Source organism: Ferruginibacter paludis, from assembly GCF_030409685.1.
In the GTDB taxonomy this organism is placed as follows: Bacteria; Bacteroidota; Bacteroidia; order Chitinophagales; family Chitinophagaceae; genus Ferruginibacter; species Ferruginibacter paludis.
Window position 1 is genome coordinate 223,181 of the sequence record NZ_JAUFQJ010000008.1, and the last position, 26,461, is coordinate 249,641.

The following is a 26,461-nucleotide window of genomic DNA, read 5'->3' on the forward strand; positions in this document are numbered from 1 at the left end:
ACGATGGTTAAAATTAAATCAGCTAAGCAAACTTCCTCCCTACTCTACCCTGAACACAAAGTTTTCTTTGTTATCAATTGCTACATCGGTACTACCCAATTCCCCACCCCTTGAGGCTGGCGGTATGGTAAGCCATACGTCTTTATTGCAATCATTTAAATTAAAAATAAACCGGGAAGTTATAGGTTGCCCGATCGTTTTATTGGGGCAATACATCAATTTAATATGGGGCTGTAAGGAATAGATGCCGGGCTTTTTAGGAATAAACTCCATTTTTAAATTATAGTTGTTACTGTTGCAGGCTGTTTGATAGCTAAGCAAGCCATGATATGGATACAGCGTTACTAAAGTGGGCGCCACCGGGTCATCAATTTTTACATCGCAAAAGGTAACGGTATCATAGTCCGGCCGGTATATTTTATAACAGGAAAAATCTGCCTGCAAATAGGTAGTATCCGTCGCCACTTTTTTACCGCTTAATTTATCAAATAAGCTTTTATCAGTTGTTTCAAATTGCACCCGGATGGTATCATTAACAGCGTACGTTTTTTTGTAGGGTGTCAGCGATATTTTTTCCTCAAACTCATACACAGGCGGCGGAGGAGGCGGACCTTCTTTACGGCATTCGAAGCTCATGGTGGTTAGCACAATTGTTATTAGTAAAAGAATAATGGGTAGCGGATGTTTCATACCAGATTAGTTGTAATTTTTTATTGTTTATGAAATAAATGCAGAGTTACTGTTTGCTATTGAAAAACCCTGGTTCAGCTGATGTTAATTACCGCTTTTTTGAATTCCCAATGTTTTCTGCAATTCGAGTGTATAAGAAAAGAGCTCCTCACATGGCACTGCTTTTTTTATACTCTTTTCTATGTCGCGACCTTCCTTTGACCATAAGGGGGGCATAATGTGAAATACTTCATCCGCTTTCAATGTTTCCATATCTTTTTTCCATGATCTCCACCTGATGCCGGTATAAAATTTATTTAAGTCACCGGTAAAACAAAACCAGATAAAATCTTCGTAATTCATATTAAGCGCTTCCCATTTCAAGTTGTCCGGCGACAGGTAGTACATGCTCTCAACATCGTTTCCAAACAAACCATAATTAATTGCGAAGTAACCTCCTGCTGCATCATCTGCAACTAAAAAGTAAACCGGCGGGTCGCCAAACGCTTTAAATGCTTTGCCTTTATTCCAATCTGGAAGTGTTCTTTGCATTGCCGCACTGCCAGAACCCAATATCCTGATCCAGCCATTATCAATCAACATACCACCGGTAGAAAAAACAATGGCGCCCATTATAGAACGGGTTGTTACCTGCGTTTTATAAAGCACATCTTTGGCCTTTATAGTATCAACCGGCAGCACTTCTACTTTATTTTTTGCTGAATCAATCCATTGCTTAACAGTTGGCCAGCCGGGCTCTGCCCGGTTAATCAACTGATCAACCGTACGCATTTTATATTGGGCAAAAATGACCAGGCTTACAAACGTTAAAATAATTGCTGCAATAAGTTTTTTCATATTAGTAGTGAAGTGGCGGTTATAATGCTGAAGACCATTCTATTTCAATTTTATCAATCTCCTTCATAATGCTGTCTGTCTTCTTTAACGCAACGAAGATTTTTTGATTCTTGGCCGGCGAAGCAATAATAAAAAGCTGAAGATACCCGATAGTTCTCAAAACAACTATTTCACCAACCAGGCATTACGTGAACGTAACTTTTATGATTGTAAACGTAGTTGTTGGGTAATAGTCGTACAATAGAATGCGATTAAAAGGCCCCCCAGGGATGATCCCTTTGCTACCAAGCTTGCGCCAAATGCAAGAGCCCGCTGATTGGGAGAGTGCCCTTGGACCATATGGGCCAATGCAAGAGCCCGCTGATTTGGAAAAGTGCCCTTGGACCAAATGGGGATTGAAGATGCACCAACCATGGAAGCAAATTTTGTCGAACGAAATTTGGCTATTCCTTTTGTCGTTACTTTTTGTTAGAAAAAGTCTTTATATTTCTTGACGACTCAATGTTTAAAGTATTCAAGTCGTCTTCATATTCAAAAAACTTTTCGTCAAGTTCGCCCCAAACTTCGTCAGCAACTTCTTCAATTTGTTCAACTATTTCTGTTCGTTCATCTCTGTCCTTTGGAACAGTTTTATTAGGGAATTGGTCAATTGCTTTTTGTAAAATGTCTGCTGTCTTGTGTGCACCAATTGATTCGATTGATAAAATTGTTTCGTGTGCATTGTCACCACTTGAGTTGCAGAAATATTGATTAAAGCCGCCATTATTTATTTCTCTTTTGTCCCGACAGTTCATATGTTTGCATGACTGTAATTTTTAGAATGTAAATCTAAAAACACTTAAAGCCGATTCAAACATATGAACTGCCGGGACAGAAATGTTGTACGCTGTACTATCCGGCCTCGAATTTTACTTCATTAATTTTTTCTTTCAGTCCGTTGTATAGTTCATAAATATCAACATCCTCACCTGCTTCAATTCTTTTAGATATCATTGTTAAAGGATACAATATTAATGTGGTGTCCGGTAGTTGGAGGGCTGGTGACTTGCCAAATTCGTCATCAACTTCTATCCAAACAAAACTCATTTCCTGAACGAGTATGTCACCCAAAGTGATTCCAAGACTTTGCAGTTTGTAAGTTTCATCTTTCTCGATCCAATTTGATTGTAAAATTGTGTCCAACAAAGTCAGCTTTCCAGAAATTGTATTGTATTCGTTGATTGCTTCGGGTGTATAATGATCCTTGACCCAATTTCTTTTGGACTCGATATATTTAACCATCTTGTCTGTCAATGCAGAAATCTGTTGCATGTTGAAAGGTATTAGCGTACAACGTCCAGGGCTTTATGTGTTGGGATATTTCCATTCGTCCGCCCAGTACCGCTGCTAAATTTATAATTAAAAGTTCGTTGTTTTTACTAAAGTTCAAAGATGCTGGTCAAGCCGAAACTGAAGACTGGCTTTGCTTTTAGCCCAAGATTGTTGGTCAAGCCCCAATAGCATAGCCCCATGTTGTGTGCTGCTTTATAAACTATAAATGCCGCATCAATAAAAAAACTGAGTAAAGCACAAACGTGACTCCTAAAACAATTAAACCCAATTTATGAACTAAACCACCTCCATATGAAGGCTTTTTCCAAGTTATCCCAATGTACAAACTAAGTATTCCTATACAAAAGAATAGTAAGCCATATTTTAGGTCCTCGCTCATTTTTTACTTATGCTGGTTTACAACCCATTTGTCGCCTTTGGTTTGCCTAGTAGCAAAATACCCTTTTTGCATATCTGCTAATTCAAGAACTGTGCTGTCAATTTTAATGACTTCTCCAAGTCCAACAACTTTTGCCACATCTTCAAAACTGTCAAAGTTGTCATCACTAAAAAACTGCCATGCTCCGTCTTCTTTTTCATGGGTTACTCTTGTGATAACTTTCTTATCAATAGTTATAAATTTGGTCGTAAAGACTGCTGTGTTGTCCGGATCTCTAAATTTTTTGATTGTCATTTGTTTTCCTGTGTCAGATGAGCAAGAAATGAGCATTGTAACTATGAAAAATTTGGCAAATATTTTAAATTTCATTAATTCTTTTCGAAATTTTAGAGTGGTCAGCAAAGTATCACACAACGGCCAGGTATTGCTGCAGGCGGGATATTTTATAATGTCCTGCCCGGAACAACTGATGATTGAAAATATTTTGTTGAAGTTAATGACTAAAGCCAAATTACTAACGTCTAGCCCGAGCTAATGCACAGCGATGCAAACTGCTAAAGTTTCAATGTCCCGCCCCGCTTGCCGCAATACCCATGTTGTAGGTAGTGCTTTTGTGATTACTTTGACTTAAGTTCCCTTATGGCTTTCAACAGTCTTGGAATATCTTGTCGCGCATTAGCAATGAAATCGTAGTCCGCAATTGTTGCGCCATATAATTCGATGTCCTCACCTCTCCGATTTTCTGGACCAGTCATTATAAAACTTGAACCACTTTCATGATCTCTGTCTTCAATGTAGGCTTTCCACGGTCCTGGTGTAGTTTGATTAAGCCTATGCTCAATTTCGTTTAATTCATCTTCGGTCATTAGATATGTATTGAAATTATTTTTTGTCAACCTAGTTGTTGCTCCCCATTTTTGTTATAAAAAAATATAGTCTTTCCAGTAAAGTCAATAACCCAACATTCAATTGTCCGATTCCTACTAATTTTTTCTATGATAAAAGCCTTGGCTTGTTCAAATGAGTTAAATATTTGCCAGAAATCATTGAAGTCATCTCCAGTCAAAAATAGTTCGCCATTTTTTTTGAGTATGTGTCCAGTAGAAAATTCAGCACTTCCTATTGCAAATTGCTGTTCAGCTAATTTAGGCTGAGTCATGGTGTTGTATGAAAACTGCTGATTATGCATTACCTACAACGGGCAGGGCTGGCTGCAGGGCTGGAATTCATTGCTTGTCCGCCCGGAACCGCTGCTAATTAAAGATATAAAAGTACAGGTTAACAAACAAAAGCCCAGCGGTGCTTGTCCTGCCCAGCTGATGCTGATAGCGATAAAATGCCCATTAATACAACGTCCTGCCAGCCTTGCAGCAAACCCATTGTTACAGGCTTGTGCCATCTACAATGATATTCTTTGAGTTGATCATCAAAACACTCTTTGTCAACCGGAAACTCTAAAAGAATAAAAAGCTATTTTGATTTTGTTATTACAAATTGAAAAGCTGTGTTAACCAAAACAAATTACACAACTTGTTACTGCTGTGTTGTTGTCCGGATTTATTTCTTATATCTATATGAGATTCTTGTAAAATTGTTTTTATAATCGTGCATAAATAAAGTATCGGCGTCAATTCTGATTTTGCCAAAGTTTAAATTCTTGATTTTATCAGGATAGTCAACTATTAACGTGTCGCCAAATAATTGATAATAATAGGACTGTGCTGGTTCGATAAAGTAAAATGAATCGCTTCTAATATCCCAAATTGGCTTTTCACCAAGTCCGCCCCATTTGCCAATTAGATTTATCTTAAGTTTATCCTCCGGGGCTTTGGCGTTTTTACAACTCAAAACGCCAACGATAATTATTGTGAATAGGTGAAAAGTATTTTTCATAGTGAAGTTTCTTAAATTTTGTCAGTCTTTTATAAACCGAAAGTTGTCCAACGGGATAGCCTGTAACGGGCACGGCTTTGAGCAGCTTGGGTATTTATTGCTGTGTCCGCCCCCGCTGTGATGTAAATTAAGGAATGAATTTTAAAAGCCAAACGAAATTAGTCTTAGTCAGCGGTCCAGCCAATAACCAATGATTGGTAGCAAACCGTTGCTGAACATTGTTTGTCCTGCCCAAGTTGCCGCAAAACCCGATGTTACAGGCAGGCTTATAATACTTTCCAATTTTGGTTGTGTAAATATTTCTTACATTTTGGACAGAAACCTTTTTCTTCGTCAAGAGGGTTACCTCCTTCGGCGTCACGCATGAAGCATTCGGGATTTGGACAGTGGGGTAGGCCCATTGTATGCCCTAGTTCATGAATAGCGACTTTAAAAAATTGATTTTTACCCTTCGTCATATTTAGGCGAAATGTTGAAACAACACATGAGTTCCCTGGGCATTTTCCTAGTCCCATAACTCCCCAGTCAGCAATTGCCCCATTGGTAGTGCTAATGTCTCTTGTCGTAAAACCTATTAACGTTTCATTCGGTTTGGCAAGACCACTTAAGAATTTAAGAAGAGAGTCTGCCCTGTATCTTCCCCGGGGGGCATAAAATGCGAAGTCTGGCAATTTTACTGGTGACGCGATAATTACTTTGGGATAATATTTTCTTATTGAATCTGCTACTTCATTTATTTCATTGAGGTCTGTCCCTATGAATGGTTGAATTTTTAGTACTAAGTCTTTGTCCACTTTTGCTTTGGAACGGTTGCAAGAGAAGAGTAAGGCTGTTAAAAGGGAAAGATAAATTAATCTCATTATAATTGAAATGTTCGATAAAGCTTGCCTGTAACGGCCAAGTATTGCTGCAGGCGGGATATTCATTGATCGTCCAGCCCGGAACAAATAATGATTGAAATTATTTTGTTGAAGATAAAAACTAATGCTAAATAGTTATTCGTCAAGCCCGGACTAAAGTACAGCGATGCAAACTGCTGAAGTTTGATTGTCCAGCCCCGCTTGCCAGCAATACTTTTGTTGGCAGTAGTTTTGGTCAACTGAAACGTTTGCTATTTTGTCAAATCAATATGTAAACGGTCTGTTGTCCACCACAGAATTAATGGGATTAACAAAAGTGGTAGTCCTAAAAACCAATATACTTTTTTTACTCCTTGTCGTTGAACTATTTTGTCTGTCGATTTATACTGAGCATAAATGTTAGCGAAACGATTATTGTCAACAAAATAATAAAAGTAAGCAGCATATATAATTACAGCAATTATTAGTTCAGAAAAGAAACTGTAAAACAATATTTTAAAATTTTGCTTTAGTAAGTCAATTGTAATAAGTCTTAATACAATAGTCCAAAGCCAAGTGGAAAAGAACAATCCTAAAATGGTTCGTCTTTCTGGTAAAATCTTCCCTCGTCCAGTCGTCTTTAAATAAGTCTCCAAATAAAAACCGTCTTTATATAGCGAATTGTAAAAACAGAAAAAATAAAAATGAAGCTTCTCCATTGTCTGTGAAATTACTGTCAAGTGAGGTGTGTCAAAAAATTACTGCCAACACGTAAATATATGATATTAGGCGCTACAGGTTAAAAAAATTACAATTGTAAATCAATAGGTTAACGTTATACATTTTGTATTGTTGTTAGTGCAATACGTTTTAATTACGCTTATGGATATGCAAACTCAGGGCTGGCATATAATCGGGGATAAACTTTGCCGGGGGGCAGCCACGCTCCTTCCCCCTATCAAATCTTTAAAAACCCCAGCTTATACACCTGTGGCTGCAGCTTTTCTGTTAATGCTTTATAGGCTGTTTCAAAGTGCTGAAACTTACGGGTGCAAAATCGCCGCTGCTGTTTCTTGCCTGCAGGGCTTTTCTTATTTGGTACCAGCCTACATCGGCACGGTTTAGTTTTAGTTCGTCTCTTACTGTTCTTACATCAGTGTTTGCAAAGTAGGCTTGCGATAATACTTTACCGGCTTGCAGTACCTGTATGGCTTCGGGTGACAATATTTTATCCGCTAAATACTGCACCATAAAATCACTTTCAAAACGATCGGGTGCATTTACTTCGGCTTCTGTAAAAGGTATAAAATGATTGACGATGCTCCATTTTTTTCCGTTCCATTCAAGGTCGTTGGCGCTGGCGGTTAAGTTGCTGCCGTTAAATAACATCCAGATTAAACAATCATTATTAAACTCGTCTGTTAATGGTGCGGTGGGCTGGAGAAATTGATCACGGTCGTTGAGCCATGTTGGTTTTATTACTCGTCTAACTGTAATATTATAGCTGATTGCCAAAGTGTTTTTTCATTAATATAAAAACCATGTCCCTGCCCCCAAACCGAAGAAAATATTGCAGTCCTTTGGTCTGTATATCTACCAGGTTTTTTTGATATTCCTTTAAGCCAAGTGCTTTTATGTAGGCATCTTTAACATCTTCTTCGCTGGTTGCCTGTTGTAGTTTTTCGTAAAGACGCATTTATAGTTTGTTATTTGATGGGCAAATAAAAATAAGGGAATTTGATTTACCGCAAATAGTTTTTGTACGCCTTTCGGGGTCTTTAGCTCTAATGTCTTTAATTTACTTTCCTGACACTTTAGTAAATATACCAGGTAGTTAAACATTTTAACTGTTGATTTGAAAGATGTAGGTTTGTTTAAATTTTAATCCTATGAAAAAAATCCTCCTGGCATGTGCCATCTTTTTTTTATTATTCTCCTGTAAAAAAGATAGCACCGGTACAACCTACAAAGTGAAATACACGGTTACAGGAAACAACGTTAGCCAGTTTAAAATAACACAAGGCGTTACAGACAATTATGTGTTAACTCCATTTTCCGGCACTAAAGACACAACCCTGTCTATGCAACCAGGTGCAACCTTAAAATTAGATACAAAAGCAACCAATAATAATCTTGTTGGTTCAATTTATGTAAACGATGTATTGAAAGCAACAGGTGCAGACTTAGATACAGATGGGGATGGTAAAACTGAAGTTAAAATAGATTATACATTACAGAAGTAACAGGAACTCCCTGGCTGTAGAGGTAAGTTACGAATGAAATGAATTGCTTCGCAGCAATGTGTGCCCCCAAACCAGATTGCTGGCAAGCTCTGTTGTGTACTACGGAGCAACGAAAGTATTCAGCCGGATGCAAGGTGCCCGCAGTGCTGCAACAACCTGTTGAGAGACGTTGCTTAGGCGGTACCCCAGGGATGGTAACCAAGTAAGCAATGCCGGACGAAAAATGAAATCAATTTGCATCACCACATAAAAAAACTGCCCCCGGTACGGAGACAGTTTTCATAACGTCAGCATGAGCTATAAGGCCGCCTTTCGGGCAGTAACTTCAGCTGTAAAAGTGGCAATTTCACCCAGTTCAAGGTCTACTATTGCCAGCTCCATTTCTTTGCCGAGCAGGGCTACTGCACCGTACCCTTCCTTTCGGTTGTCGAGCAAAAATTTCTTGTATTCCAGTTTGGTTTTTTTCTTCACCGCGTCATCTTTGGAGGTACCCTCGGGCAGGGTGTTGATGATGGTGGTGGTAGCTGCAATTTCTGCCTCTACCGCTAACAACTCCGCATCAATTTCTATGGAGTTGTCGCTGTAATTTGTTTTCTGTCTTTCGTCAGACAGTTTTTTAAAGTCCAGGTTAGACTTTTCTTTAGCTGCCATTGCAAGCAAAAGATCGCAATCTGCCGTAGTGGAGATTTTTGCTGTTGAGTACGCCATGTTTACAGTTTTAAAAGTAAATAATAGTAATAATATATATTATCTTATAATTATTATAGCGTTTTGGCATTTATTTTTTAAAAATTTTTTTAATCCAATGATTTCTTTAAAGTTGCGGTATGTTGTAGTTGTTGTTGCAAACCATGTATGGTTGTTTGCAATACCATTTGCCGCGCCAGACTATTTTTTTGCATATGCCGCTGGGCAGCGGTTTGCAGGCCCTGCAACATAGACGCCTGGACGGGAGCTGCCGCCTGGTTGCTTTTTAACTGTTTCAATATATTAAGCAGGGTAATATTTTGCTGGTATTGCTGTTGTTGTTTTGCCAACGCTCTTACCGCTTTTTGGTGAGCATATTCCAGCTGTTTTGCGTGCTTATGCAGCGCCTGCCGTGCATTGGCCTGCTGAACAGCTGTATGTGGATGGCCATCGAAGCCGGCTGCTTTTGCCCGGTGCAATTCTAACTCTATCTCCGCCATTTTTAACAGGGCAGCTGTGGGCAGCTCCCTCATTCCCTTTTCATACATAGCAACCTGGCTGCGTGTAACGCCCAGGTATTGTGCCAGTTGAACCTGTGTGAGACCCAATTTAAAACGCAGTAAAAAATCTGTTTTCATAACTGTGACATTTTTTATGAAATTAATAAATTTGTCACACAGCTGTGACAAATTTATTGCAAATTAAAATTTTGTCACAAAAGTGTGACAAAATTGATACAATATTTAGTATTGTCACAACCGGTTATTACAGCTGAATTTTGTTGAAATGCTATTCCTTTTTTGTAAATGAAAAACGATTTGCACTGTACGGGAAAATGTTGGTAATTGTAAACTGGCGGCCTTGCATGAAGGAAGTGAGGATCTTAAATATTAAATGGAGCGCTTTGTAATCCTGAGGCAATATTCAACGGCGCTGTTTTACTATGCTTTAAACTTTTGGCACTGTATCTCCATCTATGCATAAAATAAATTCTGCACAGGCAAAATAATTTTGCAATGGCAACAACCTATTTTTATTAGGTGCTTATTTTATTGTACATTTTATCAGTTAATTCGTATTGCATAGTTTTTATTATAAAGAAAAAAACTTTATACCAACATGCACCTTACAGAAAATAGATACACAAACATTAATAGACATGCTTGCTCAACATGAATATCTCATACTTGCTCCAGTTCATATTCCTTCAGGAAGAAATGAAAGGTAGTGCCTTTATCAGGTAAACTTTCTACCTGAATTTTACCGCCATTTTTCTCCACCATATTTTTAACAATATACAACCCGATTCCATTTCCTTCTTTGGAGGTATTGAACCTGGTAAACGGAGAAAAAAGTGTATCCCCGTTGCTGATAAGATTGATGCCTTCACCATTATCCATAAAAGTCAATATGATGTAATTGTCTCTTCTGGAGGTAGCAACCGCTATTGCTAAAGGCCGCTCATCTGACCGGTATTTTACGGCATTGCTCAGCAGGTTAGAAAATATACTGGAAATATATGCCTGCACATAACAGATCTCTTTCACTGCATTGAAATCAGTAATCAGATGGATAGCATCAATTCCATAATGCTTTTTTATAGGGTCGATGACGTCCAGGAGTTCTTCTTCGAATAATACTGTTTTTGCCGCCTGTTTTCCCTTGCTCTGCAACTCAAGAATATTGACTATTCCAGTTACTGTTTTATCCAATTTTTTTTCAGCCCTTGCAATTACATCAATCAGCTCCTGCTGTAAAATATGATTTTTATTTTCCTGTAATAAAGTAATGGAAAGTTTCAGGCTGGTTAGCGGCGTCTTCAGTTCATGCGATACAGAGTAGGTAAATTGCTGAAGATAAGCATTGCGGGTTTCAAGGATGGCATTGAGTTCTTTGATCTGATCTATCTGCTGATCGACTTTTAATTTTTCAGTCTTCAGCTCTTCAGTCAGCTGAATCAATTGCACATTGCGGTTTTTCAGTTCTTCGTAAGCTGATACTACCGGTTCGTTTTTTAAATGTAAAATCCAGCCTTTTATAATTAAACTGTTTATGGGTACTGCATTGGAGGCAATATATTTTTCAAGAATCACGGTGGTTCCGCCGGATGTACTTTTGATTTTAAAACCGTCTGATAGTTTTCGTGCAAATACAATTCCCAATCCCCTCCCCTTATACACCTGGGGATCACGCAATAAAATGGCATCAAGATCCTTTATCCCTTTTCCTTCATCTTTAACAATCACTTCCAGCTTATACTCATCCCCCATTTTTACCAGGTTGTAGGTTATCTTGCCTGAATTTCCATACATCAGGCAATTGCGGCAAATTTCTGAAACGGCTGTAGCAAACCTTGTTTGTTCGGCCAGGCCAATACCTGCAAATTTACAAATCTGCATTGCCCTGCGGTGGGTAAGCACCAAATCTATTTCATTATGTATTTCAATGACTGAAATTGCTGTTGTCATAATACTGGATTGTTTTGCCGAATGACAGCTATGGTGATATCATCATTTCCCCTTTTATTGTCTTTGTATAATGCTGCGGCTAATATTGTTCCATCATAGTACTGAACCTGCGGGTATTTTTGAATATCCCATCTTGTGTTGATTCCATCGCTGTGCATAATCAGCGTATCCTGCTTTTCCCATTTATAAACATGATTGTTCATCGTGTTGGGGATAGAGTGACCGATAATGCCATTGTAAGATATAAAGGACTTGTTTCTGGCTGATACAACTTTTGAAGAAATATTACCCACGCCGCAGTAGGTCAATTCTCCCGCACCGGTGTCAACATGAGTAATATTAATTACAGCGCCTCTGGTTTTCCGGATGGCTGCATGTATTGCAATCAACGCTTCATCAGGCGCCATTTTTTGATTTATCCTGAAAGTTTTAATGGCTTCAACAGATGCTTCCTCGGCGTGTATACCATGGCCCAGGCCATCGGCTATAATAAATTTTAGCAGGTTACCTTTTGCTATAACATCCCAGCGGTCTCCGCAGGCTGTTTCTCCCGGCTTGGAAATCATAATTACTTTTGCGACTGTCTTTTTTTGTTTTACCGCTAACGGTTTCACAAGAAATAACCGGGCTAATACAATCGTTCCCCAGCCCTTTAAAGTATACAAATCAAACTCATCTGACAGCCTTTTGATAGCACCCAATCCCTGCCCAGGGGTTTTGGTGGTGGATACACCGTCCAGCATCATTTTCACCGGCAGCCTCATGCCTGGCCCGGAGTCAATACAAATCAGTTCGATACCGGTAAACCCAGTCGCATCTTCTATTTTCTTTACCAGTAGCTCGCCCCCGCCTGTTGTATGTTTAACAAGGTTACTGGTTAGCTCAGCAACCACTATCTCCAGTTCACCCAACCTGCTGCCGGCAAAACCAACCTGCTTTGCTATTTTCTTTATTTCGGAACGCACAAAAGACTGGTACGACCTGTTGGGCATTGTTAAACTAATATGAGGAGACTCAACCATTTTTCCATTTTGTTATGCTTACTGTTGTTCCTTTACCTTTTACACTTTTGAGATCAAAAATATTCACCAGCCGCTTAGCTCCCGGAAGACCAAGGCCCAGGGATTTACCGGTTGTATATCCATCAGTCATAGCCTTGTCAATATCCGCAATACCGGGACCATTGTCTATAAAGGTTAGCCTTATACCGGTCTGAAGTGCAGAAATGGTTACTATTTCGCAAATCACTTTTCCCTCTTTGGCGTAAATGAGCATATTGCGCACCAGCTCACTCGCAGCAGTAAGCAGCTTCGTTTTATTCAACAGGCCCATTTTAATTTTTTCGGCATACTCATTTACCCTGTTGCGGAAAAACACCACATCCTGTTCCTTTTTTATTACTATGATTTCCTTATTAAGTGTTATCATCCGTATCGTCAGTAATTACAGTATCGTCACCTAATAATTTTTCCTGCAACAGCACCATGCCTTTTTCTACATTCAATGCGGTATGCACACCACTTAATGGCAAGCCGAGTTCTATCAGCGTTATGGCAACAGCCGGCTGCATACCTACCACTACAGTATGTGCGTCCAGTATCTTTGACATCTGTGCGATATTGCCCAGTATCCTTCCCATAAATGAGTCAACAATATTCACTGCGGAAATATCTATCAACACCCCTTTTGACGAATGTTTATTAATCATATTTACCAAATCACTTTCCAGGTTCAGGGCTAACCGATCGTATAAGTCTACCTGTATGGTTACTAAAAGGTAGCCGCCCATTTTTAAAATAGGTATCTTCTCCATTGATTACAGTTTAGGCTTTTCTACAGTTTTTCTTACTTCCAGTTTCAGCATCATAAAGGCGCTGCGCAACGCCTGGGAAAGAGAAGCCTTGGTATTGATATTGGATAAATCTATTCCCAGGTGCACAATGGTTTGCGCAATCTCCGGGCGTATGCCACTGATGATGCATTCTGCTCCCATTAACCTGGTTGCACTCACTGTCTTAATTAAATGCTGGGCTACCAATGAATCTACTGCCGGCACACCCGATATATCCAGTATCGCTATGGTGCTTTCTGTTTCTACTATTTTCATCAGCAAATTCTCCATCACCACCTGCGTGCGTGCGCTATCCAACGTGCCAATGATCGGCAACGCTAAAATTCCATCCCAAACCCGGATTACCGGTGTGGATATTTCAGAAATTTCACTTGTCTGGCGTAAAATCACTTCTTCCCTGCTGGTGATAAAAGTTTCAAAAGTCAGGATGGCCAGGGCATCCATTAGCTTGTTAATTTTTTGCGAATCGGCATAAGGTACTGAGTTGTCTTTAAATTCCTTTTCCAGTACGCTCAAAAAAGCTTCCTTTAAACTAAATACAAAAACCCCGGTCTCCCTTGGCGTGTAGCCTTGCATAGCCCGTGAGGTAGTTATGCCGGCCAATATCTCTGCTGCCTTTTCAAACTCGGCCGATTCCATGTTTTGCGCATCCTCATTCTTTAAAAGTTGAATGACCGATTGTAAAAACTCTTCTGACTGTTTTCTTATTTCCTGGTTGGAAATCAGTTCTTCCTTTAATCCCTCCTCCTGCAGTTGAATATTAATCCAGGATTCCAACACCGCTTTGCTTTTCTTCTGAAGCAGCTGACCAATTGATAATGCCATAATTTTATTTTGATAGTATTACGTAAGACTTAAAAAATAAAAAATTGCAACCTTGTTTTGGTTTACAATTTTTATGAAAGCGTTTCTTTATTTTAATTTTTATAAATGTTCATAGAAACTATTATTATTTAACCGGTGCAAACATTTGTTTGCTGGCGGCTGATTAATTGATAAGCGTATACTACCAACAGTAGCCGGCAACTACACTTTAAGCAAAGCCGAAAACGTTGCATCTTGTCATCCCGGGATAACTGCAAAAGATGCAACGTCCTTTGCTTTACCTATTTTTCGCATTTTATTTAGCAGGAATGATATCAATAATTACTGTCCTGTTGTAAAAGCGTTCTTCCGGAAGAGTATTCTCAAAAGGTGCCAACGCTGCATCCTCACCAAAGCCGAAGGATTCAAATTTCACCCCCTTTTTTCCGGTGTTGGATAATGCACGCTCCAGTATCTGTCGGGCATCCGTTGCCCTGTTTTGAGATAGCGAACGGTTGTATTTTTCATCGCCAATAATATCGGTATGGCCATGTATGATCACTGTTCCATTGTCAGCTATCAAAGGAGATACAATGTCAGTAAGGAATTTTTCATACGTAGCGATGGATTTGGATTTATCAAAATCAAAGAGGATACTGTAACGCAGGCCTTCCTGTTTAGGATCATCCATTTTCATTAAACTAACCGAGCTTTCTTTTGTAACGGTGCGACCGGTTTTGGTGTGCCCCGTCATTGCAATAGTATAATTGCCCTGTGGATTGTTTCCCAAAATGGTTTTACCGGCAATAGATGCCTGGTCGCTGGTATAAGGTCCGTAGTTTTGTACATTACCCTGTTCATCTTTAACTGCTACCGACCATGAATCAAATGCATCATTTGCCCCGGCTACATTAAAGAGTACATGGCTGTCCAAAGGATCTGACTGAACAGTTGTAATCTCTACAGGTTTTAGAAATCCGGCAGTACTTCCACCAACCTGCGTCAGCATTTCAGGAGAGGTACTGGTAATATCCACCCTGCGGTCTCCTTCCCGCAGTAACGCAAGTTCATTTACAGCACCCGGTTGCTCTGAAGGAATAACGGGTTTATCTCTGCCTTCCGTACTTATTCTAGCCCCGTCAATTCCAAACACTGTCACCAGGTATTGCCTGATATTTTCAGCCATAATTTTACCTTCTGATGGATTTTTATTGGATGCGCCTGTTAATGCAATTGTACTTGCCGGATTGGCCCGCATACGGTCTCCGATGATATTTAAAATGTTGTGGTAAACTGCCAGTTGCCTTGCAGAGCGGCCGTTATTTAGATTATCAGGCTGGCTTTCCTGTAACTGGTTTTCTTTAAAAGATACCGCTGTTGTTTTGTTTAGCTGCACATAACGATCCGGTATAGCTGCAGATGACTGATCAAAAAATACGGAGTTGCGAAGTGGGAATGTTTCTTTTACCTGGCGGTTAAGCGGTACTACTTTAGGCGCCCTTACAGAAAATTGTACTTCTTTTTCCGTTACTGTTGCAGGAGCTGCCTGCGTTTCTGCAATGGGTGTTTTAGTTGCTGTTTTTTTGACCATGCCAAATTTAAGTGCCACACCCGTACGAATGGTATAAACTGACCATGATTCTATTGAACGGGGAACATGGCCAAAGTCTGTAAGAAAAGATACAAATGGCGAAAGCATCACTTGCGTGGTATTTGTTTTTGAAGACAGCGGTATATCAATACCTGCCCCTGCCTGCGCCGACAACAGTGTTTTGTGTATTCCACTCCATTCGCCCCTTAAATCAGCTTGCTTCTCCTGCGTGTAAGTAAACGATTTGTTTATATTAAAACTTACCGTTGGGCCACCAAATATATAAAACGAATTAGCGAAGGGTGCAATGCGCAGACTTGGCTCTATGGCTATATAACTTGTGTTGGTTGATAAAGTTGCAATACAATTACAGGGAGCAATAACATCCTTAAATTTACCGCCCCGGTTATCGTATGCTATGTTCAGCATGCCACCCCAAACTTTGCCAGGGCGGTATTCAGTCAGTAAAGAGGCATATGGCCTCACGCCCTTTCCTTTGTGAAATGCAGCCGGAACCGTAAGGTTATCATTCAGCACCTGGGTAGTGCCACGATAAAAATTAAAATTGGCTGCGCCGGATTCGCCAAACCACCAAACGGGTTGCAGGCGTTGTTCTTTTTGTGCATGGGCTGTTGTTGCCGCCAGAACCAGGACAGAAAACAGTAAGGTGATTTTTTGTTTTGTATAGTGTAACATAAAATATCTTTTAGACATGGGTTGTTATAGTTTCATTTGAATTGGATAACATGCCTTCATTGAATGAAGTGCCTGTTGATTAGTTAGGTACGTTAATGGTGGTGTTTACCATTGTTACAGATGCATTCAACGAAAGTGCCCTGCCATTTAATATGGTTTGAACAGCATTGCCTGCAGTAGACAAAGTAACCCCGGCTGATGCAATGATATTACCCGTCATTACACCACCACCTGCTCCGTTAATGGTTGCTGCGCTGCCCACATACCAATATACATTTTTAGCTAAGCCTCCATTTATCAGCAACACACTGCGTGCACCCAATGGTCCGGCCACACCCACTGTAAGTCCCGCTGCAGTCTGGAAAATCCATTCAGCATTCGGGTCGCCTTTAGCATCCAGTGTAAGATTGCCGTTGGTAATTTTAAAAGTACCGCTGGCAGATTTATATACTCCAGGCGCTAATGTTAAGCCGCCCAATTCGCCTGCACCCGGATCAATACCACCTGGTTTTGACGCTGGTGAAATGCTGTTATAGGCTATCGTTGCATCGGCTAAGCCTTTGGTTGCGATGGTAAAAGAAGTTGCAGTGCCCGGCATGGGAGCTGCTGTGTATATGCGCCCGGTTACGTCACCTTTATTTAACGGCGTCTCTGTGTAAATATCGCCTGTGGTTCCATCGTGAAAACCAGTTATTAAAGTTGAGGCGGCTGTGGTACCGATACTGCCATTGTTGATAATGGTATTTAAACCCTGGTTGGTTACGCCGGCATTTCCTCCAAACACGCCGAATACTGCAGCACTTGCTAAAAAGGAAGGTGGCATAATTGACAGGCCTGTAGTAAAGTTCCACACATATTTATTTGCCAATGTATTACCTGCAAGGTCTCTGGCGCCCGTAGTGATGATACCGGTATAAGTAGTATTTGTTGCCAGCTTAACATCAGGCAAAAAAACAGCGGTGGAATCATGGTAGGTTACTTTGCCGCTTATTGGTGTTCCTCCAAGAGAGGTATTGACTACGGTAAAACTTGTTGTTACTGATAAAGAATCCATTGGCTCACTAAAAGTGGCGGTAATTATTTTATCCAGCACTACACCAGTTGCAACATCAGCAGGGTCGGTAGCAACTACCCTTGGTGCTATTACATCGGGCGCACCTGTAGTAAACGTCCACACATAATTATCTTTAGTGGCAATGCCTGCAAGGCTTCTGGCTGCTGTAGTGATAGTACCGGTATAAACGGTAGAGGCAGTTAACTTAACTGCCGGTGTAAAAGTTGCAGTGGTGCCTGTATAAGTTACCAAACCTGCCACCGGTGTTGTACCCTGGCTTACAGTAAAGCTGGTGGCAGTAATGGTAGCAGGATTCATACTGACATTGAATGTTGCGGTTACCGTTGTTGCAAGGCCTATATCTGCAGCCTTATCTGCCGGATTGGTTGAAATTACTGTGGGACATACGCCCATAATACCGGGTAACTCATTCACTTTTTTGCAGCCAGCAGCCACAATAATTAAAAAAAGAAACACCTGCCATTTGTACTGTATAATCCTGGGATAGCTTGGATGGGTGCGCAACGGCACGGGCCCTTTTGAAGGGGAAAAATAGTTTTTCATGATTGGATAAAAGCGGCATAGGTTTTCCTGGAAATTTTAAGGTATACCGCATCACAAAACTATGTTAATGCTTAAGCGCCGTCGTTACATCTTTCACGTAAAATGTTACATCATTTACAGATTACTATAAACAAATTATTTCTCCTTCGTTTTTTTAAAGTGTGATGGTGTGTAACCTGTAACTTTTTTAAACTGGTTAGACAGATGAGCTACGCTGCTGTAATGAAGTTTCCAGGCAATCTCCGTAAGGCTTAAACCTTCATTAAGTAGTAATTTTTTTACCCGTTCTATTTTTTGGGAAATCATGAATTGCTGAATGCTGATATCTTCTTCTTCTGAAAAGAGGTTGGAGAGATAATTATAATCATAATCAAGTTTTGCACTGAGATAATCAGATAAGTTGGTTGTTAACTGCCCTTCATAATGATGCACCAATTCAATAATAAGTTCTTTTATTAAATTAATTAACTGGCTTTTGTTATACATGGCACTATTCAGTACAGGCCTCGTTTTCAGGGCAGCCCCATTAATTGAAAGTGGAGCGTTCACCGCGGTATTATGCATAGGTAAATTATGTGGAAATCTGTCGGCAGCGGTACTGTCACTATCGCTGTTTACGCCATTGCTATCATGCTTATTATTTGTGTCAGTTTGTGCAGTATTTTGTAAAATCCCCTGCATCATTTGTTCCAGTTGCTGAAGCCTGCTCACGTCCTGGGTGGCACCTATTAACCTGATAGCATTTCCCTCTTTATCTCTTACAATACTGGCCCTGCTGGTTGTGTTGGCAATTGTACCATTTCCACATTTAAACCTGAAAGTATCTTTCCATGTTTTATTAACAGCCGCAATTTTTTTCAGCAATTTTTTTTGAACGGTATCTTTTTCTTCTGCAATAAGACAGTGAACAAAATCTTTAAAATGGATGGTATTGTTTTTTACTTTATATCCAAATACTTCTTCGATACTGTCGCCAACATAGATAGCCCCGGTACCTATATTCCAGTCCCACATAATGTCATAAGATGCCTTTGCTATATACTTTCTCCACTCATTATTTGCTGCCAGCCTGGAGTCTGATTTTGCCAGGGCAATTACAATATCATTGTCGACTACTTTTTTATTTTTTTTATCAATCACTTTTTGCCTTGATATGGCTTCGCTTAAATCAGCAATAGTAATGACGGCTTTTTTAACTCCATCATGGTCTTTAAAAATGGCAGCAGTTATTTCAGCAAAAAAAGTAGTCCCTCCATTTTTAAAAACAGGTATCTGTGCTACAGAATGTCCCGAAGGCATTCGTTGATGCAGCATTGCTTTAAAGTTTTGTTGTGACATGTCGAAAATTGCCGAACCTTTTTTATTTAGTAATTCGTCGTTCGGATAGCCCAATAAGTTACACGCTGCGTTATTAGCTGATACAATCAATCCATTCCCCAAATTAGTAATGATGTTTGCCTGGGATGAGTTTTCGAAAGCGAGGCGGTGCAGGTCATCTATACTTGCAGGGAAAATGTTATCTGTGGAAATACGGTGTGGCTTTTTAAGTTTTGTTGTTGGTATTTTATTCACCTGGTAAAAAGGGGGTTTTAAAGTATTCTGCCATTTTTCTTAAGTAATAGTGGTCTCCCGTTACTTGTTAATGGGATATTATTCAGGCCATCTGTTATTTAACATCATTGGTATTGTTATAGGATGTAAAACCGTGCCACTATTATTATCTCATTGATATTCCCGCTTTCTTCTCCCCGGAAAGTGGCTATTCAATGCAGTTTAAAAATAACGAGGCTACAGCAAAGCCGGATACAACACAGGTTACTGCTATGTAAAAGCGATCGGTGTATAAAAGTACTTTTGCAAGCTATTTTCTTACTACTCCCGCATCTTCGAAATAAATATTTATTTATTTTTGAGTCGTCCGGATTGTAATTAATTAATCACTTTATTAAATTTATTCTTATGACCATGTTTGAATTTAAGCAGTTAGATGAGTTAGAGCAAATCGAAACTTTTTGGGTAGAAGGTCAAAAAGTTGGAGAACGTTTGGGGAAATCATCCCGGTATATTTTGTACCAGGTGAATGATTTTTATGTAGAAATTAAATACAATCTGGTGGTGAATGTAATTTACGCCATGCGCAGTTTTGAATGCGAATCGCCTTACCTGGATGTTTATTTATTGCCCATTGATATTTCAGCAGTAAAACAGCAGGTATAATCTAAAAATGACCAAATACTAAAAGGGCCTCTTTGTGAGGCCCTTTTAGTATACAGAATTATCAAATTGAAATGATGGACGTTCAGGCAGAAACCGGATAAGTTGCCCAGGATACCCCGATCACACTACAGCCACCTTCACGATGAATTAGCTAACACAATTATCAACAAAAAAAATTCTAATTTCAACATAAAAAAAATGCCTGTTACTACCATTGCTGAAGTAATTGACCAGCTTACAAATATTGTTGGTAAGGCAGCAGCTGAAAACAACAGAGCGGGCTATTTTGCAACCTTGTACAAAAAAGTAACCATTGCTGTTTACGATAAAATTAAAGCAGGCTACTTTGACGACAACGAGCGGATGGAAAAGCTGGATGTAGTTTTCGCCTGTCGATACCTGGATGCATACCAGGAGTATACCCAACACAAAAAATGTTCCGCCTGCTGGCAATTTGCTTTTGATGCCTGCAATGCCTGGCAGCCGATGGTAATGCATCACCTGTTGCTGGGAATGAATGCGCACATCGGACTTGATCTTGGGATAGCCGCAGCCATCGTTTCTCCGGGTGGCGACATTGAAAATATCCATACCGATTTCAACAAAATCAATACAATATTGTGCGATCTGATCGCCGAAGTAAAAGCCAGTTTATTCAGCATGTGGCCATTAAGCAAATTCATCAGTCAATTGAACATGGGTCAATTTGAAAATGATCTCGCAGGCTTTTCGATGCACATTGCCCGGGATGCCGCATGGCAATCGGCGCTTGATTATAATGCCGGCAACGGAATAACTGAAAAGGAAAACTATATTATTGCAAGGGATAGAAGTGTAACGGATTTCAGCAACCAAATACTGCACCCCGGTGCCGCTGTAAAAACCCTGTCGGCCATTTTCCGGCTGTTTGAGTTTGGTACTGTGGCAGACAAAATAAAAAAACTGGATGTACATTTATTATGACCTTATTCCGCTTCAAGTGTTCCATTGATGAACTTCCCAGGCGATGTCTCTGCACGAGTTATTTTAATTAAAAGGCAGCATAGGTTGCAGGACTCGCCGACGAATATTTAAATCCAGTTCAATCTGCAATCCTTCTCTTTTGTTAGGAATTATTCCTGACAAGGCTTCCTTCTCTTTCCAGTAAACATCGCTTTGCTCTTTTGTTTTATTGATGTTCCATGGTTGGATTTGCCTCTGCTTAAGATGTACATGCCTTCTCATAATAAACCGGTGTACTTCAACCAAAAGCTCTGTATACTTTTCTCCCAATCCAAATTCCAAAATGACACCTGCCAGCACGTATTGAATATCGCATAAAGCATCAGCTACTTCAACAAGGCATTCAGGTTAATAGTTTCCTGCAATACTTTCATTTCGCCCAATAAAAGAAAACCTGTAAGCCACATCTTTTTTTATCGGGAATGCCGGGTGTATTTAAATAGGATGCTTAAATATTTTGTGAAATGCTGCTACATTACTTAATGGCACTGCTTAGTATATGATAATCGTTTTATGTAAAAGTTTATTAACTGCTAACTGTACTCCATTCTTGTTCTGGTTTTATTGGCACTACAAAATATTTGCCCAATGTGTTTAGCAAAAAACAAAGTCGCTGATTAATATACCGGACACGGAGGAAATACAATTGCAGATAAATTTATTTAGCAATAACATATTTGTAACGTCACCTGGGATATAAGGGCATGAGTTTTAGCAATGCAGCAATTCATAAAACAAAGCGCCTGGCAGTATTTAAATTCCCACAAAAAATTAAACAACCAAACAGGGGATTTTTTTGCATTTATGTAATATGACTACAGGAGATTTATAGTTACTTTACTACAATGGGGCAGAAGAATTTGCTGATTTTTATTTTCTTTTTTATTACCGGAGTCTAAAATAAAATAAATTTTAATTTATTTTATTAATGAGACAATAGTTACTGTAGCAAAGATTTTAAACAAGCAATATCTTATGCAAATACAACAATTTTTATATTTATTATTGCCTTTTAAAGCGTGTAGTTAAATCATTTACTTTTTATTTTAACACAACCGTGGCACGGTAATAGTTTCTTATTACATACCGGTAATTAAAATTCTTAAAAAAAATAAACCGGGCTTACCAACTCAACATTAATGAATTATTCAGCAACAGCTTTATTGTAGGAAAGTACACTTTACCGGTAGCGGTATTTTTTTTTGGTGTCACTTTCTTTGGAACATACAAACAATCAGCAAATGCTTTTAATAGTGATGCTGTTGCATCAATCATCACACACAACGATGTTCATTCTTTATGAGCGTTATTTCACTACGCTGTCGTCAGGTAGTTAATTAAGTCACCTTTAAAACACCACATATAATGTTTTCAAAACAATCAATGTTACCGGCAATAAGTGCCCTGTTAATGGTATTTTCAGCAGGCTGCACAAAAGACACTTCGGTGTTAAATTCATTGTCACAGCCATCTACTCAATCGTCAGTAACAAACCTCCGCAAAATTCCAAAGCAGCCCCTCGCTGTAGTAAACCTTGGTATTGCAGGTAATTTTGCCATCCTCTCAAAATCAGGTATTACCGATGTTTATCAATCCTCCGTTACAGGGGACATTGGTACCAGCCCCATTACAGGTGCCTCCATTGGTTTAACCTGCGCAGAAGTTGTTGGTACTATTTACACAGTAGCTGCTCCCGGCCCGCTTCCCTGCAGAGTAATTAACGCCAGCAGGCTAACTACTGCAGTAAGCAATATGCAAACAGCTTATACTGATGCTGCCGGAAGGTCTAATCCTGATTTTATGAATCTTGGAGCTGGTAATATAGGTGGCAAAACACTTACACCCGGTCTTTACAAATGGACAAGCTCTGTTATTATTCCAACAAATATTACCATTTCAGGTAGTGCTACTGATGTTTGGATATTCCAGGTAGCAGGAACACTTACCACGAGTTCTGCCGTAAAAATTACCCTTGCCGGCGGAGCACTGGCAAAGAATATATTTTGGCAAACAGCTGGTTCAGTTACTTTGGGCACCACCAGTCATTTTGAAGGAATTATTTTAGGGAAAACTGGTATTAGCCTTACTACAGGTGCAACAATAAACGGCAGATTGTTAGCACAAACTGCGGTAACACTTCAACAAAATGCCGTTACCCAACCACAGTAAATGATGTGTCTATAAAAATAAAATAGGCTGCCAGAAGGCAGCCTATTTTATTTTTATTCACTATTTATATTGTTAGTTTTAAGTTGAAGTTTAAGCACCACCAGAAGCCAACCTGGCCCAAAACTCCTGTTCTGATGCCGGACGTCACTAATCGACACAAGCATAAGTTGCAGGGCCGGCCACCCCTCCGGCTGGGTACATTAATTTATACACGACAGTATTCAGTTTACAGCGAGGCTTTCAGCAACTTTTTTTACATAAAAAGTTTTGGCTTGAAGAGAATCGCATTTGAAGCAGATAAAGTAATACACAGTTTTTGATGGATTAATGCAATGCACTATTTTTAATTCTGTAAAGCAAAATGTCACCGGCAACTTTTTGGCGACAGTGCAGATATGAATTAACAGACAGTAAAACGAACGAACAAATACGTTGAACATTTAAACAAATACCAACATGAGAAATTTAATTTTTTTTATGCACACGTCGCTTGACAGCTTTGTAGCCGGGCCCAACGGAGAAATGAACTGGATAAAAGTAGACGAAGAAATATTTGACTTTGTAGCTACCATGACAGACAGAGCCGACGCTGCTCTTTATGGACGGGTAACGTATGACATGATGCAAAGTTATTGGCCAACTGCCGGTGAACAACCCAACGCATCTAAACACGACAAAGAACATGCAGCCTGGTATAACAAGGTTCCAAAAATCGTTTTATCAAGAACATTGAGTGAAAAAGGACTTGACAACACTACCGTTATCAGCGACCAGCTTGCAGACAACATCAATACAATAAAAAAACAGGACGGAAAAAATATCATCATCTTTGGGAGCCCCGGTGCATCACAATCGTTATTAAAAGAAGGACTTATTGACGAGTTTTGGCTCTTTGTTAATCCAATTATATTGGGAAAGGGCATGCCGTTATTTAAAGATATAACTGAGGCGACTCAATTGAAATTTGTAGATTCTAAAACTTTTGCCTGTGGCGTAATTGCGCTTCACTACGAAACAAAACGCAATGAACAGGCAACCTGATATTCTACTCCTTCAAAGGCCGGGCTCTGTAGTAACACACGAAAAAAAGATGAAGCATCACCCTTTATATTTTTACAATTTTATAAACAAGCCCTGTTACCCCGGCTTTTGTTTGCAGTAAACCCATTACATACAATTCATTATTGTCATCCACATTCACCCCGCAAATTAAAAAGGGGTCTTTCGGCCTATTGGAAATTTTCAATGGCTGCCGTACCCAGTTTCCTTTTTCATTTTTCACAAGGGCAAACATATTTCCATTAAAATCGGCGAACACATATTTTTTATCAAGTGCGGGAATTTGTTTTCCATAATAAAAACGACCGCCAATAACACAAATACCCTCTTTGTGCGTATAGGCATAAATGGGTGGCGTAAAGATGCTTTGGTTAGAGCTATCCATTTTTAAAAAACTGCTGTCACCTTCCTTCAGTGGCCAGCCATAATTGCATCCTTTTTGAACAATATCAATTTCCTCTTCTTTTTCCTGTCCCACGTCTGCGCCAAATAATTGATGGGTTGAAGCATCAAAACAAAAACGCCACATTTTACGAAAACCATACGCCCAGATTTCGGGCTTCGCATTTTTGGTGGTTGCAAAAGGATTATCAGCAGGAATAGCATAAGGCTTTTTATTTACATCAATGCGCAATAATTTGCCGTTAAAAAAATTCAAATCCTGTCCATGGTAAACATACTGGCTATCACCCAGCTGGTCGTCACCAATAGAAATGTAGAGGTAACCATCCGGCCCAAAAGCCACCTGGGCACCATTGTGCGTAATGTTTTCGCCCTCTAATTCAAACACGCGGTATTCTGATTGCACATTTGCCAAATCTTTACTGCTACCACCGGAAGTAAATTCTGAAACAACCAGCTTGCCTGTTGCCGGGTGTAACAAAGAGGTTGCTGCGTAACAAACATACAATTTACCATTGGATGAAAACTGCGGATGAATGGCGATACTGAAAATGGAGCCCAGGGGTGATTTTTTATCCCGTTGCCCAAGCTTATTATTGCAAACCAGGAAGGGCTCCGGTAGTACCGAATCATTTTTCAGCATCCAGATTTTACCACTGTTATCTGTAATCAACATCCGGTGGCTTGTATCGGGCAGTACATTCAATTCAACCGGGGCGGCAATGGTGTTACTTACCAACTGAAGCTTTACTTCTACCGAATCATTCCCCGCTTTTGCACTGATCTTATCTACCCTGCTTTTTGCGGGGCTTGTGCAGGAACAATTAAATAATATGGACACAAGTATAAAACAAAAGATTGTCTGCTTCATAATAAGCGGGTTTAGTTGTTTGGGTTAAAAAATAGAAGCCAGGGTTCATATTTTTTCACGACAAAGCAACGACCTCCGGGGTAAACAAATGACGGAGCTTTAAGCCTTCCTCAATTACTTCGCACTGACGAGTAACATGCGGGAATGGCATCCTGGATAACGCTGTATTTGATTCGAGAAAAAATAAACTTGTTTGGTAGGGAATAGATTGGTAAAGATGCGTATTGAAATGTATGGTCTTATTATTGTCAGCGGGAATGACAAATTGAAAGCTAATATATCTCCTTTTTTACACAAAAAATAATTAGTTGGGTTGCGAAGGAAAAATAGTTCGTTCTCCACCCCGCGAAGGAAGCTTTGCTGTATGGCAGGTGGGCTTGCACCCTTTTCAAACTGCGGCATTAATTGTTTACCCGGCAAAAGGCTTTCAACGCACCTGCTTCGGGACTTGTTCGATACATGTTCGGGAATTACCGAAGCTGTCCCGAACATGTCCCGAAGGAGTCCCGAAGAAGGTATAGCGAATAACATATCGATACAATAGCTGTCGAACACCGGATTAAGCCTTCTGTAGTACCCGGTAATTTTCTTTTTGCTGCTGTAAGTTGCAATCGAAAAACAACAGCTGCGAAAATTTGTATCCTCTGCGGGATGAGTTCATTCCCCAAAATCAGGCTGATCATCGCAGATAAAAGCGATACCCTTCTGCGTTACGGGTACATTTTCCTGATTGGGCATCCGGTTTTGCACAGTCAGTTAGATTTAGCGCTGCGATGAACAACCATTTCATGGTATTGCCTGCAATCATTAAA

At 39.7% G+C, this 26,461-nt stretch carries 29 protein-coding genes; 5 read left to right on the top strand and 24 right to left on the bottom strand.

Annotation, left to right across the window (positions count from 1 at the left end):
- Positions 1–39: 39 nt before the first annotated feature.
- From QWZ08_RS16375 to QWZ08_RS16430, 12 genes are all read right to left on the bottom strand, one after another.
- Complete coding sequence (locus QWZ08_RS16375) at positions 40–690, bottom strand: hypothetical protein (protein WP_290338568.1); 651 nt, start codon at positions 688–690, stop codon at positions 40–42.
- Positions 691–774: 84 nt separating this feature from the next.
- Positions 775–1,527 (bottom strand): DUF2625 domain-containing protein, encoded by a 753-nt coding sequence (locus QWZ08_RS16380; protein ID WP_290338569.1) that lies wholly within the window; start codon positions 1,525–1,527, stop codon positions 775–777.
- Between the two features lie 458 nt (positions 1,528–1,985).
- Complete coding sequence (locus QWZ08_RS16385) at positions 1,986–2,321, bottom strand: DMP19 family protein (protein ID WP_290338570.1); 336 nt, start codon at positions 2,319–2,321, stop codon at positions 1,986–1,988.
- Between the two features lie 97 nt (positions 2,322–2,418).
- Entirely contained in the window at positions 2,419–2,838 is a 420-nt protein-coding gene (locus tag QWZ08_RS16390) for a DUF3806 domain-containing protein (RefSeq protein WP_290338571.1), read from the bottom strand.
- A 403-nt stretch (positions 2,839–3,241) separates the two neighbouring features.
- Positions 3,242–3,607 (bottom strand): hypothetical protein, encoded by a 366-nt coding sequence (locus QWZ08_RS16395; RefSeq protein WP_290338573.1) that lies wholly within the window; start codon positions 3,605–3,607, stop codon positions 3,242–3,244.
- Between the two features lie 248 nt (positions 3,608–3,855).
- On the bottom strand, positions 3,856–4,104 hold the full coding sequence (locus QWZ08_RS16400; RefSeq protein ID WP_290338574.1) for a hypothetical protein: 249 nt from the start codon (positions 4,102–4,104) through the stop codon (positions 3,856–3,858).
- 26 nt (positions 4,105–4,130) lie between these two features.
- A complete protein-coding gene (locus tag QWZ08_RS16405) occupies positions 4,131–4,397 on the bottom strand; it encodes a hypothetical protein (RefSeq protein ID WP_290338575.1) in 267 nt (88 codons plus the stop codon).
- A gap of 398 nt (positions 4,398–4,795) precedes the next feature.
- Positions 4,796–5,131: a hypothetical protein gene (locus QWZ08_RS16410; protein WP_290338576.1), complete on the bottom strand. Its 336-nt coding sequence runs from the start codon at positions 5,129–5,131 to the stop codon at positions 4,796–4,798.
- Positions 5,132–5,397: 266 nt separating this feature from the next.
- Positions 5,398–5,991: a matrixin family metalloprotease gene (locus QWZ08_RS16415; protein ID WP_290338577.1), complete on the bottom strand. Its 594-nt coding sequence runs from the start codon at positions 5,989–5,991 to the stop codon at positions 5,398–5,400.
- Positions 5,992–6,242: 251 nt separating this feature from the next.
- Positions 6,243–6,689 carry a hypothetical protein gene (locus QWZ08_RS16420; RefSeq protein WP_290338578.1) on the bottom strand — a complete coding sequence of 149 codons (447 nt, stop codon included), beginning with the start codon at positions 6,687–6,689 and terminating at the stop codon, positions 6,243–6,245.
- 289 nt (positions 6,690–6,978) lie between these two features.
- The gene (locus QWZ08_RS16425; RefSeq protein ID WP_290338579.1) at positions 6,979–7,485 is read right to left on the bottom strand and encodes a hypothetical protein; all 507 of its coding nucleotides are present in this window, start codon (positions 7,483–7,485) and stop codon (positions 6,979–6,981) included.
- Entirely contained in the window at positions 7,469–7,666 is a 198-nt protein-coding gene (locus QWZ08_RS16430) for a hypothetical protein (RefSeq protein ID WP_290338580.1), read from the bottom strand. The genes QWZ08_RS16425 and QWZ08_RS16430 overlap by 17 nt, the downstream gene beginning before the upstream one ends.
- Positions 7,667–7,859: 193 nt before the next feature.
- Here QWZ08_RS16430 and QWZ08_RS16435 point away from each other — a divergent pair, with 193 nt between their 5' ends.
- Positions 7,860–8,213 carry a hypothetical protein gene (locus QWZ08_RS16435; RefSeq protein WP_290338581.1) on the top strand — a complete coding sequence of 118 codons (354 nt, stop codon included), beginning with the start codon at positions 7,860–7,862 and terminating at the stop codon, positions 8,211–8,213.
- Positions 8,214–8,510: 297 nt separating this feature from the next.
- Here QWZ08_RS16435 and QWZ08_RS16440 read toward each other — a convergent pair whose 3' ends face one another.
- The 10 genes from QWZ08_RS16440 to QWZ08_RS16485 all read right to left on the bottom strand — a co-directional run bounded on the left by QWZ08_RS16440 (position 8,511) and on the right by QWZ08_RS16485 (position 19,501).
- Positions 8,511–8,921 carry a hypothetical protein gene (locus tag QWZ08_RS16440; protein WP_290338582.1) on the bottom strand — a complete coding sequence of 137 codons (411 nt, stop codon included), beginning with the start codon at positions 8,919–8,921 and terminating at the stop codon, positions 8,511–8,513.
- A gap of 89 nt (positions 8,922–9,010) precedes the next feature.
- Positions 9,011–9,538, bottom strand: coding sequence for a helix-turn-helix domain-containing protein (locus QWZ08_RS16445; protein ID WP_290338583.1), 528 nt, complete (start codon positions 9,536–9,538; stop codon positions 9,011–9,013).
- Between the two features lie 543 nt (positions 9,539–10,081).
- Positions 10,082–11,368, bottom strand: a complete 1,287-nt coding sequence (locus QWZ08_RS16450; protein ID WP_290338585.1) for a sensor histidine kinase — start codon at positions 11,366–11,368, stop codon at positions 10,082–10,084.
- Positions 11,365–12,390 (bottom strand): SpoIIE family protein phosphatase, encoded by a 1,026-nt coding sequence (locus QWZ08_RS16455; RefSeq protein WP_290338586.1) that lies wholly within the window; start codon positions 12,388–12,390, stop codon positions 11,365–11,367. Before QWZ08_RS16455 ends, QWZ08_RS16450 begins: the two co-directional genes overlap by 4 nt.
- Positions 12,383–12,796: an anti-sigma regulatory factor gene (locus tag QWZ08_RS16460; protein ID WP_290338587.1), complete on the bottom strand. Its 414-nt coding sequence runs from the start codon at positions 12,794–12,796 to the stop codon at positions 12,383–12,385. The genes QWZ08_RS16455 and QWZ08_RS16460 overlap by 8 nt, the downstream gene beginning before the upstream one ends.
- Positions 12,783–13,181, bottom strand: coding sequence for an STAS domain-containing protein (locus tag QWZ08_RS16465; protein ID WP_290338588.1), 399 nt, complete (start codon positions 13,179–13,181; stop codon positions 12,783–12,785). Before QWZ08_RS16465 ends, QWZ08_RS16460 begins: the two co-directional genes overlap by 14 nt.
- 3 nt (positions 13,182–13,184) lie before the next feature.
- Positions 13,185–14,045, bottom strand: a complete 861-nt coding sequence (locus tag QWZ08_RS16470) for an STAS domain-containing protein (protein WP_290338589.1) — start codon at positions 14,043–14,045, stop codon at positions 13,185–13,187.
- Between the two features lie 295 nt (positions 14,046–14,340).
- Entirely contained in the window at positions 14,341–16,311 is a 1,971-nt protein-coding gene (locus QWZ08_RS16475) for an OmpA family protein (RefSeq protein WP_290338590.1), read from the bottom strand.
- Between the two features lie 79 nt (positions 16,312–16,390).
- On the bottom strand, positions 16,391–17,929 hold the full coding sequence (locus tag QWZ08_RS16480; RefSeq protein WP_290338591.1) for an ice-binding family protein: 1,539 nt from the start codon (positions 17,927–17,929) through the stop codon (positions 16,391–16,393).
- A gap of 135 nt (positions 17,930–18,064) precedes the next feature.
- Positions 18,065–19,501 (bottom strand): PAS domain S-box protein, encoded by a 1,437-nt coding sequence (locus tag QWZ08_RS16485; protein WP_290338592.1) that lies wholly within the window; start codon positions 19,499–19,501, stop codon positions 18,065–18,067.
- A gap of 387 nt (positions 19,502–19,888) precedes the next feature.
- Here QWZ08_RS16485 and QWZ08_RS16490 point away from each other — a divergent pair, with 387 nt between their 5' ends.
- Positions 19,889–20,146 (top strand): hypothetical protein, encoded by a 258-nt coding sequence (locus QWZ08_RS16490; protein WP_290338593.1) that lies wholly within the window; start codon positions 19,889–19,891, stop codon positions 20,144–20,146.
- A gap of 198 nt (positions 20,147–20,344) precedes the next feature.
- On the top strand, positions 20,345–21,109 hold the full coding sequence (locus tag QWZ08_RS16495; RefSeq protein WP_290338594.1) for a DUF5995 family protein: 765 nt from the start codon (positions 20,345–20,347) through the stop codon (positions 21,107–21,109).
- 63 nt (positions 21,110–21,172) lie between these two features.
- Here the strand turns inward: QWZ08_RS16495 and QWZ08_RS16500 are convergent, their stop codons facing one another.
- Complete coding sequence (locus QWZ08_RS16500) at positions 21,173–21,370, bottom strand: hypothetical protein (protein ID WP_290338595.1); 198 nt, start codon at positions 21,368–21,370, stop codon at positions 21,173–21,175.
- Between the two features lie 1,161 nt (positions 21,371–22,531).
- On the opposite strand from QWZ08_RS16500, the gene QWZ08_RS16505 reads away from it, so the two are divergent.
- Both QWZ08_RS16505 and QWZ08_RS16510 read left to right on the top strand, forming a co-directional pair.
- Complete coding sequence (locus tag QWZ08_RS16505; RefSeq protein WP_290338596.1) at positions 22,532–23,317, top strand: ice-binding protein; 786 nt, start codon at positions 22,532–22,534, stop codon at positions 23,315–23,317.
- 456 nt (positions 23,318–23,773) lie between these two features.
- The gene (locus QWZ08_RS16510) at positions 23,774–24,358 is read left to right on the top strand and encodes a dihydrofolate reductase family protein (RefSeq protein ID WP_290338597.1); all 585 of its coding nucleotides are present in this window, start codon (positions 23,774–23,776) and stop codon (positions 24,356–24,358) included.
- Positions 24,359–24,422: 64 nt separating this feature from the next.
- Here QWZ08_RS16510 and QWZ08_RS16515 read toward each other — a convergent pair whose 3' ends face one another.
- Entirely contained in the window at positions 24,423–25,649 is a 1,227-nt protein-coding gene (locus QWZ08_RS16515; protein ID WP_290338598.1) for a PQQ-dependent sugar dehydrogenase, read from the bottom strand.
- Positions 25,650–26,461 lie beyond the last annotated feature (812 nt).

What these genes read in the sequence shown, in the direction of transcription:
- QWZ08_RS16415 (WP_290338577.1), bottom strand. Translation starts at nt 5,991, where the DNA reads ATGAGATTAATTTATCTTTCCCTTTTAACAGCCTTACTCTTCTCTTGC.
- QWZ08_RS16515 (WP_290338598.1), bottom strand. Translation starts at nt 25,649, where the DNA reads ATGAAGCAGACAATCTTTTGTTTTATACTTGTGTCCATATTATTTAAT.
- QWZ08_RS16500 (WP_290338595.1), bottom strand. Translation starts at nt 21,370, where the DNA reads ATGAGAAGGCATGTACATCTTAAGCAGAGGCAAATCCAACCATGGAAC.
- QWZ08_RS16510 (WP_290338597.1), top strand. Translation starts at nt 23,774, where the DNA reads ATGAGAAATTTAATTTTTTTTATGCACACGTCGCTTGACAGCTTTGTA.
- QWZ08_RS16465 (WP_290338588.1), bottom strand. Translation starts at nt 13,181, where the DNA reads ATGGAGAAGATACCTATTTTAAAAATGGGCGGCTACCTTTTAGTAACC.
- QWZ08_RS16390 (WP_290338571.1), bottom strand. Translation starts at nt 2,838, where the DNA reads ATGCAACAGATTTCTGCATTGACAGACAAGATGGTTAAATATATCGAG.
- QWZ08_RS16410 (WP_290338576.1), bottom strand. Translation starts at nt 5,131, where the DNA reads ATGAAAAATACTTTTCACCTATTCACAATAATTATCGTTGGCGTTTTG.
- QWZ08_RS16380 (WP_290338569.1), bottom strand. Translation starts at nt 1,527, where the DNA reads ATGAAAAAACTTATTGCAGCAATTATTTTAACGTTTGTAAGCCTGGTC.
- QWZ08_RS16385 (WP_290338570.1), bottom strand. Translation starts at nt 2,321, where the DNA reads ATGAACTGTCGGGACAAAAGAGAAATAAATAATGGCGGCTTTAATCAA.
- QWZ08_RS16450 (WP_290338585.1), bottom strand. Translation starts at nt 11,368, where the DNA reads ATGACAACAGCAATTTCAGTCATTGAAATACATAATGAAATAGATTTG.
- QWZ08_RS16460 (WP_290338587.1), bottom strand. Translation starts at nt 12,796, where the DNA reads ATGATAACACTTAATAAGGAAATCATAGTAATAAAAAAGGAACAGGAT.
- QWZ08_RS16395 (WP_290338573.1), bottom strand. Translation starts at nt 3,607, where the DNA reads ATGAAATTTAAAATATTTGCCAAATTTTTCATAGTTACAATGCTCATT.
- QWZ08_RS16445 (WP_290338583.1), bottom strand. Translation starts at nt 9,538, where the DNA reads ATGAAAACAGATTTTTTACTGCGTTTTAAATTGGGTCTCACACAGGTT.
- QWZ08_RS16440 (WP_290338582.1), bottom strand. Translation starts at nt 8,921, where the DNA reads ATGGCGTACTCAACAGCAAAAATCTCCACTACGGCAGATTGCGATCTT.
- QWZ08_RS16420 (WP_290338578.1), bottom strand. Translation starts at nt 6,689, where the DNA reads ATGGAGAAGCTTCATTTTTATTTTTTCTGTTTTTACAATTCGCTATAT.
- QWZ08_RS16470 (WP_290338589.1), bottom strand. Translation starts at nt 14,045, where the DNA reads ATGGCATTATCAATTGGTCAGCTGCTTCAGAAGAAAAGCAAAGCGGTG.
- QWZ08_RS16430 (WP_290338580.1), bottom strand. Translation starts at nt 7,666, where the DNA reads ATGCGTCTTTACGAAAAACTACAACAGGCAACCAGCGAAGAAGATGTT.
- QWZ08_RS16455 (WP_290338586.1), bottom strand. Translation starts at nt 12,390, where the DNA reads ATGGTTGAGTCTCCTCATATTAGTTTAACAATGCCCAACAGGTCGTAC.
- QWZ08_RS16490 (WP_290338593.1), top strand. Translation starts at nt 19,889, where the DNA reads ATGACCATGTTTGAATTTAAGCAGTTAGATGAGTTAGAGCAAATCGAA.
- QWZ08_RS16475 (WP_290338590.1), bottom strand. Translation starts at nt 16,311, where the DNA reads ATGTTACACTATACAAAACAAAAAATCACCTTACTGTTTTCTGTCCTG.
- QWZ08_RS16405 (WP_290338575.1), bottom strand. Translation starts at nt 4,397, where the DNA reads ATGACTCAGCCTAAATTAGCTGAACAGCAATTTGCAATAGGAAGTGCT.
- QWZ08_RS16480 (WP_290338591.1), bottom strand. Translation starts at nt 17,929, where the DNA reads ATGAAAAACTATTTTTCCCCTTCAAAAGGGCCCGTGCCGTTGCGCACC.
- QWZ08_RS16495 (WP_290338594.1), top strand. Translation starts at nt 20,345, where the DNA reads ATGCCTGTTACTACCATTGCTGAAGTAATTGACCAGCTTACAAATATT.
- QWZ08_RS16400 (WP_290338574.1), bottom strand. Translation starts at nt 4,104, where the DNA reads ATGACCGAAGATGAATTAAACGAAATTGAGCATAGGCTTAATCAAACT.
- QWZ08_RS16375 (WP_290338568.1), bottom strand. Translation starts at nt 690, where the DNA reads ATGAAACATCCGCTACCCATTATTCTTTTACTAATAACAATTGTGCTA.
- QWZ08_RS16505 (WP_290338596.1), top strand. Translation starts at nt 22,532, where the DNA reads ATGTTACCGGCAATAAGTGCCCTGTTAATGGTATTTTCAGCAGGCTGC.
- QWZ08_RS16435 (WP_290338581.1), top strand. Translation starts at nt 7,860, where the DNA reads ATGAAAAAAATCCTCCTGGCATGTGCCATCTTTTTTTTATTATTCTCC.